Genomic DNA, 7,213 nt, shown 5'->3' with positions numbered 1-7,213 from the left:
CCAATCGAAATCCTTGCCACACATGGTGACCAGGCGCAGGGTCGTTTCCCCGATCTTGATGGTATCACCGGTCTTGACCGGCTCGTTGGAAATGACCGGCGTGCCGTTCAGGCGCACGATGTTGGACTTGCCGCCCTGGCCCAGCAGGAAGCTGCGCTCGGCGGGGTCATAGACGATGGCGGCGTGGTTCTGGCGCGAGATGGCGGCGTCGCCGAAGTCCAGTTGCACCGATTGGTCGTCGCCGCGGCCGATCTGCGACAGGCCGCTGCTCAGGGCAAAGCTCTCGCCGCGGCCGGGGCCGTCGACGACCATCAGCCAGCCCACGGGGAAGCGGGTCGTCTTGACGGGGGCGGGCCCGGTGGGGGCGTCCTTGAACAGGTCGACGACATCGCCCTGCGAGGTGTCGAACCCGATGAGCCGGGTCTTGGTCCGGCGCTTGCGCGCGGGGGACCGCTGTGCGGCGGTTTCCTGGGCCGGGGCCGGGGCGACCGTGGCGTCGTCGAGGTCCCAGATGCTGCCCGCGGCGGCCGGCTTGGCGGCGGCGGCAGAGGTCTGGGCCGGGGCGTCGCCACCGTCCTTGAGTTTCTCGGCCACCTGCTTGAGCATCTCGGTGGTCGACCTGTCGCCCGCGCTGTCGGTGCGCCGCGGCTGTGCCTTTGCGGCGGCGATGGCCACCGCCTGCATGACCGGGGCGGCGGGTGTGGCGGCGACCTTGGGGGCGGCCTCGGGGGCGGGGGACGTCACCGCGGGCGCGACTTTCGGCGCGGGGGTGACGGGGGTCGGTTTTTGGGTCCGGCCGAAAAGACTGCGAAGGAAGCTCATGGTCTCTACCTCTTGTTGTCGGGGCGTTGTTCAGGGGCGGGGCACAGGGTGCCCCGGGGGGTTCGGATCAATTGTTGAGCAGGCTTTCGTAGGTCATGAAGGCGACCCAGTTGCTGCCGCCGCGCAGGACGGCGAAGGAATATTCGGTCCGCCCGGCCGCGATCTCGCGATCGAGCAGGTCCTTCATGGCGGTGCGGGTCGTCAGCGTCTCGGTCGTGGGAACGAAGGCGAAGATGATGTCGCCGGGGCGCATATCGGTCAGAACGCCGTCGGGGATGTTCGTCACGCGGCTGACCCACTGGCCGTTCTCGAAACGCGTCTCGAAGGCCATGCCGTTGAGCAACGCGGTTTCCTGAACGACCGGACGGGTCCAGGTCTGCAGGATCGCCTGTTCGTTGGGACCGGAGGCGATGCCCACGTCGAGGCTGACCTCGATCTGGCCTTCGGGATCGACGGTGGACCGCAGGACGCGGTTGAATTCGTCAACCGTGGAGACGGGCACGCCATTGACCGACTGGATCCGGCGAACCCCGACCTGATCGGCGTTCAGGCCGTCGAAGGGCATGTCGATCGACCAGCCCGACAGGACTTCGGTCTGCGGAGCGTCGGCGGGCGCCGGCGTTTCGGGTTCGATGGCCTCGCCCACGAAGACGGCGTCGATCGGCGCCATCGCGGCAAAGCCCGAAATGACCTCGGGGGCGGCCGGCAGCGCGCCGAACTGGGCCCAGGTGGCATCGGACAGGGGCACCTGCGACGGCGGGGTCGACCCGGCAAAGGCGGTCTCGATCACGGATTCGGCGATCGGGGTCGGGGTCTGGAGCGGCACCGGGCGATCGCGTTCGATCCGCTCGGCGTTCAGAACGGCCAGTTCGGCCCATCCCCCGGTGACGGCGGATGTGTCGGTGTCGATGTCGGCCCGCAGCTGCGGCGGGGTCGCGGGGCGCTCGGGGCGCTGCACCGGACGGAAGACCGGCTTGGGGACCGGACGCAGGGCGGCCAGATCATCCCAATGGCCGTCGACGTCGGCGCTGTCGACGACGATATCGGCCCGCAGCTGCGCGGGGGCGGCCTCGGACGGCGTCTCGACGGGGATTTCTGCGACGACTTCGGTCTCGGTCTCGGTCGCGGCCTCGGCCGGAGCGGGCGTGGTGGGCTGGCCCGAGAAGGCGGTCTCGACGGGGATCTCCTCGAGGGTCGCCGACGGCGTGGAGGCTTCGGGCGTTGCCGTTCCGGTCTGTGCGGTTTCGGCGGGAACCCCCGGGACGGGCTCATCCGAACGGGTCAGCATGAAGCCTGCGCCGGCGGCGATCAGGGCGACGGCGGCGACGCCGGCGAACAGGGCGGTCTTGCTCTTGGTCGGCTCCGCGTCGGTGTTGCCTGCGGCGGTGATCGTGGCGCGGACGGGGGCGTCCATGGCCTTGCCGTCCATCATCGCCAGCCAATCCTCGGCCGATTGCAGACGGTCCTTGGGCAGCACTTCCAGAGCGCGGTCGATCGCCCCGAGGAAGGCGTCGTCATAGCCTTCCACGTTGCCCTTGAGCGGCACATAGGGGTCACCCTCGCCGGTGGCGATGGCCGTCAGGCGGGCCTGGGCGTTCGTGGGCACTTCGCCCGCGATCAGGTGATAGAAGCTGGCGCCCAGGGCATAGAGGTCGCTGTAGGGCCCCTGCTCGGTGCCGGTGATGTAGAATTCCTGGGGCGAATAGCCGTCCTTGACCACGCGCAGGGCCGACAGGACGCGGCTCTGCTTGGTGGCCTGCTGACGGGCGGCGCCGAAGTCGATCAGGACCGGGCGACCGTCGGCATCCAGCAGGATGTTGTCGGGCGAGATGTCGCGGTGCAGGATGTCCTGGGCATGGACGAAGCCGATGGCCTTGAGGACGTCACGCAGGATCGAGACGATCTGGGAGGGCGGCAGATGGGTGTCGGGATCTTCGGCGATCTCGAGCAGGTCGCGGCCGTCGACGAAGTCGAGCGCCATGTAGGCGGTGCCGTTCTCCTCGAAGACCTGATGGACGCCGACGATGTTGGGGTGCTGCAGCTTCGAAAGGCTGCGGGCTTCCTGGACGAACAGGCGCACGATCGAGTTCAGCTCGGTCTGATGGGCCCGCGACCGGGCCTGCACGATGACGCGCGACCGGCGGCAGAACGCTCCGGGGAAGCATTCCTTGATGACGACCTTGCGGTCCAGGCTGTCCCGGGCGCGGTACGTCATGCCGAATCCACCGGCGTTGATGAATTCGTCGATCGTGTATTGTCCGTGCAGAAGTTCCGTTCCCGGAGCCAGTTCGTCCGGAAGGACGTCTTCGGCCTTGTCCTGCGCTACGGCTGTTGCGTCGCCCATGTCTCGTTCCACCTTCGTATCTTTCCCGCGCACAGGCGGGGTCGTTTCCGTTGGTGCAACAAAAAGCGGGCCGAAAAATGTCGTTACCGGGGTGTTAATCGGGGAAATTCATGCCCGTAGCCTGCCTTAATGGGGCAGAAGGGGCCGCTGCGGTGGATGACAGCGGCCCCGGGGCCTGCGCGCCGGGGCAAGGCGCGCAGGGTCGTGGCGGGGCCTCAGACGTCGGCGAAGAGGTCCGTCATGCCGCGGCGCGACAGGTATTCCGCCTGGCTGACCAGCGTCGTCGTGCCCATCAGGCGGCGGTACGCCTCGTAGCTGTCGTAGATGCGCCGACCCATGTCGTCGTCCTGGGCGACGCTGGCGTTCACCTCGGCCGAGGCACGGGCCAGGGCATCCCAGACATCGTCGGGAAGGAGGCGCGGCTTGGAGCCTGCTTCCTTGAGCAACTGGGTCAGCGCCAGGCCGTTGTTGCCATAGTAATCGGCTGTGTGATTGGTCAGTTCGGCCCGCGCCACAGCGCGGATCAGCGCCTGGTCGACGGTTGTCAGACTGTCCCAGAACGCCTGGTTGAAGCCGATCGAGGCCATCGTCCCCGGCTCGTGGAAGCCCGGATAGACATAATTCGACAGCAGCTTCTGAAAGCCGAATTGCAGGTCGTTGTAGGGTCCGACCCATTCGGTCGCATCGATGGAGCCGTCGAACAGCGCCTCGACGATGCCGCCACCGGGCAGGACCACGGCCTTGGCGCCAAGCTGGGTGATGACCTGTGCGCCCAGACCGGGCATCCGCATGGTCAACCCCTCGAAATCCGCGACCGAGGTGATCTCCTTGTTGAACCAGCCGCCCATCTGGACGCCGGTGCTGCCCACGGCCAGGGCCTTGACCCCGAATGTGGCGTTGAGTTCGTCCCAGAGTTCCTGGCCACCGCCGTATTCGATCCAGGCGGCCTGTTCGACCGAGGTCAGCCCCATGGGAACGGTGGTGAAGAAATTCATGCCGCGGTGCTTCTTCTGGAAGTAGTATTCCGCGGAATGGTACATCTCGATGTCGCCTGCGGCGGCGGCGTCATGCACGTCGAGGGCCCCGACCAGCTCGCCCGCCCAATAGGTCTCGATCGACAGGCGGCCCTGACTGGCGGCGGTGACCCGCTCGGCCACGCGCTTGGCGCTGTCGGCCAGGCCGCCCAGATCCGCAGGCCAGGAGGTCGCCATGCGGATGACGCGGGGCGCCCCCTGCGCGATGGCGGGTGCGGCCAGGGCGGCCCCGGTCAGGGCGGCGGCTCCGCCGGCCAGAAGGGCGCGGCGACGGCTCAGGGCGGGGGTGTTGGAGGTCTGTGTCACTGCGAAAGCTCCCGGTTGCGGCCCTGGGTGAAGGCGGCTTCGCCGATCTCGCTCCAGCCCGCCACATCCGTCAGGAAGTAGAGATAGGCGTCGGCGGCGTCGGCCCCGATGTCATTGGTGTCGAGGATGGCGGTCATCACGGCATTGGTCGCGGCGGTCTGGGCGGCCCAGATCTCTGCGGGCATCGCATGGGTCGTGATCGCGGCATCCCGGGCGGCCAAGGCCCCTTCGTGGAGCGCCTTGATCCGATCCATCCCGTGGCTTGCGGTGATGCAGCTTTCCAGCAGCAGGCGATCCGCATCCGTCAGCCCCTCCCACTTGGCGAGGTTCACGCCGACCGAGCGGCCCGACATCGGGCGCGAGACATTGGCGGCGGTCATGTGCGGGAAACTCTCCAGCAGGCCCGCGTCGCGCATCTGCAGCAGCGACAGCCCCTCGAGCGCATCGAGGCCCGACAGGTCGCCCCCGTCGCGGATATCGACGACATCGCCCGCCCCCATTGCGGCCATGAGGCGAAGCCCGAGGCCGGTGGACCCGACACGACCACCGGTCAGGTCGCCCGGACCTGTCAGCGGTGCCCTGGACCAGATCGGTTGCGGACCGTCACAGCCGGCAAGGAAGGCCTTCACACCGTGCTCGGCGGACAGGTCATCCCACATCAGGCGCCCATCGGAGGCCGAGATCCAGCCTTCGAGTTCGCTGGTGGACATGCCACCGGGCATGGCGGCGAACAGGCCGAAGGCCGGGTGGGTGTCCACGAAATCCTCTTCGCTGCCCATGTACATGTCGGCCTGACCCTCGCCGACCTGGCTCAGGAAGGCCCTGGAATCGGCGGGTGTCACGCGGACATCCAGCGACAGGGCTCCGTCGGTGACGGCGCTCAGCCGGTCGGCCAGCACGCGGGCCGGAGCCTCGCGGTCGGTGACGAGTGCCAGGGTCGTGCGGGTCTGGGCGAGGGCCGGCGCTGCGAGGGCGGCGCCCCCGAGGCCAAATCCGAGTCCCAATACGTTTCTGCGTTTCATCTCTGTTATCCTTGGCTTGCCGCCTGGCAGACCCATGGCCCGGGCCAGGCTGGCCTGTTGGATTTGATCTTCGTCCCGGCCGGCGCGATCAGCGCAGCCAGATCTCGACGCGACGGTTGCTGTCGCGGCCCTCGGCCGTCTCGTTGCAGCCCACGGGCGCCAGCGGCCCGTAGGACGAGACCTGCACGCGGCCCGCAAGCGTATCGCCGCCCGTGGCGCTCAGCAGGGCGTCGCGCACATTGGTGGCCCGCTGCAGCGCGAGACGGGTGTTGAGGTCGAAACGACCGACATCGTCGGTGAAGCCGATGATCAGGATCTCCCGCAGGCGGGCTTCGGGGCTGATCAGGAAGTCGACCATCCGCTCGACGTCGTCGAGCGACTTGGTGTCGAGGCGGACCGAACCGGAGGTGAAACGGAAGGTGGTGGAGAGACGATCGGCCGTGGCCAGGTCGCGGGTGAAGTCCTGCACCAGGCCCAGTCCCGTGCCGTTGCCGGCCGTCAGGATGGCCGAGGTCATCCGGGTGCCCTGCTCGCCCACGGGCTTGGCGACGATCGTCTGGTCGACGAGGCCCGCCTTGGTGATCAGGCCCTGAGCCTCGGGCGAGACCATGTAGGACAGGAATTCGCCTTCGTTGCCCTGGTAGGCATCGGCCCCGGTGTAGCCCAGGATACGGTGGCTGAGGGGGTATTCCTCGGCCTTGACGGTGAAGTCGGTGGCATGGGCCAGCGGGCCGCAGACCTGGCGGATCGGAACGGCGTTCGTGCCGGCGGTCTCCGACATGCCGGTGATGGTGATCGCATTGGGATCCTCCTTCACGGCGGCCAGGGCGGCCTGGCCGTCGGCGCTGCGCTCGGCGCTGCGCCGCAGGCGGATGCGGTTGGGCTCCAGCACCAGCTCCGACAGGGTGATGTCGAGCGCCGAGCCTTCGGCCGGCAGGATCATGCGGATCGGGGCGTCATCGCCGCCCAGTTCCGCCCAGTTGGCGATGCGGCCCGCGGCGATCAGGGCGATTTCCTCGATGGTGAGCGAGCGGATCGTGTTGGACGGATGGACCACCGGCACGATCGCGTCGAGCGCGATGACGCGCTCGCGGCGCGGGTCACGCAGGTCGGTCTTGCCCGAGGCGGCATAGCCATCGGCCATGGCGGCGGGAACGGCGTTGGAGGTCAGCGCCAGGTCGACCCGGCCCTCGATCAGCGCGGCGAAACCGTCGGCGGGACCATAGGGCATGACGTCGAGCGCCGAGCCTTCCTCGGCCAGGATCTCGATCCGGTCGAGGCCGCCCTCGCTGTCGGGCACCGAAACGGCGACCAGACCCTTGGAGCGGGCGAAATCGTCCATCATGAACTGCAGCAGCGGCGTCAGCGTCGGATCGGTCACGGCCACCTGCATGGAGAACCCGGTGACCGCCCTGGGGCAGGCCGCCCCCTCGCAGTTGATCGAGGCACGGTCCAGCCGCAGCTCCCCGATCTCGGTCGACAGGGTGACAGTATCATCATCGAAGGACAGCAATTCACCCGTGATGGAGACGGCATTATCCTTGCTCGAAACCGTTACAACATCCGCCGGAACGACTTGGGGGATGATCGTCAACATCATCGCCGTAGACAGCGATTTGCCAAAAGATTTCATGGGGCTCGACCTTTTGTTTGTTCGTAAAGGGGATCAATCCCCTGATCGGGCC

General features: G+C 67.9%; 5 protein-coding genes. All 5 read right to left on the bottom strand.

Going from position 1 to position 7,213, the window contains the following annotated elements; genetic code table 11:
- Positions 1-822: FHA domain-containing protein (locus BM002_RS18875; protein ID WP_092785227.1), on the bottom strand; the 822-nt coding region annotated here is incomplete at its 3' end.
- A gap of 67 nt (positions 823-889) precedes the next feature.
- Complete coding sequence (locus BM002_RS18870; protein WP_092785224.1) at positions 890-3,166, bottom strand: protein kinase domain-containing protein; 2,277 nt, start codon at positions 3,164-3,166, stop codon at positions 890-892.
- Between the two features lie 215 nt (positions 3,167-3,381).
- Positions 3,382-4,506 (bottom strand): TRAP transporter substrate-binding protein, encoded by a 1,125-nt coding sequence (locus tag BM002_RS18865; RefSeq protein WP_217641185.1) that lies wholly within the window; start codon positions 4,504-4,506, stop codon positions 3,382-3,384.
- On the bottom strand, positions 4,503-5,528 hold the full coding sequence (locus BM002_RS18860) for a type 2 periplasmic-binding domain-containing protein (RefSeq protein ID WP_092785221.1): 1,026 nt from the start codon (positions 5,526-5,528) through the stop codon (positions 4,503-4,505). The genes BM002_RS18865 and BM002_RS18860 overlap by 4 nt, the downstream gene beginning before the upstream one ends.
- An 88-nt stretch (positions 5,529-5,616) precedes the next feature.
- Entirely contained in the window at positions 5,617-7,125 is a 1,509-nt protein-coding gene (locus BM002_RS18855) for a substrate-binding domain-containing protein (RefSeq protein WP_245749331.1), read from the bottom strand.
- Positions 7,126-7,213: the final 88 nt, after the last annotated feature.

This window comes from Jannaschia pohangensis, from assembly GCF_900113875.1.
Lineage (GTDB): Bacteria > Pseudomonadota > Alphaproteobacteria > Rhodobacterales > Rhodobacteraceae > Jannaschia > Jannaschia pohangensis.
The sequence above is the reverse complement of the archived record's forward strand: the minus strand, read 5'-3'. Positions and strand labels throughout refer to the sequence as shown.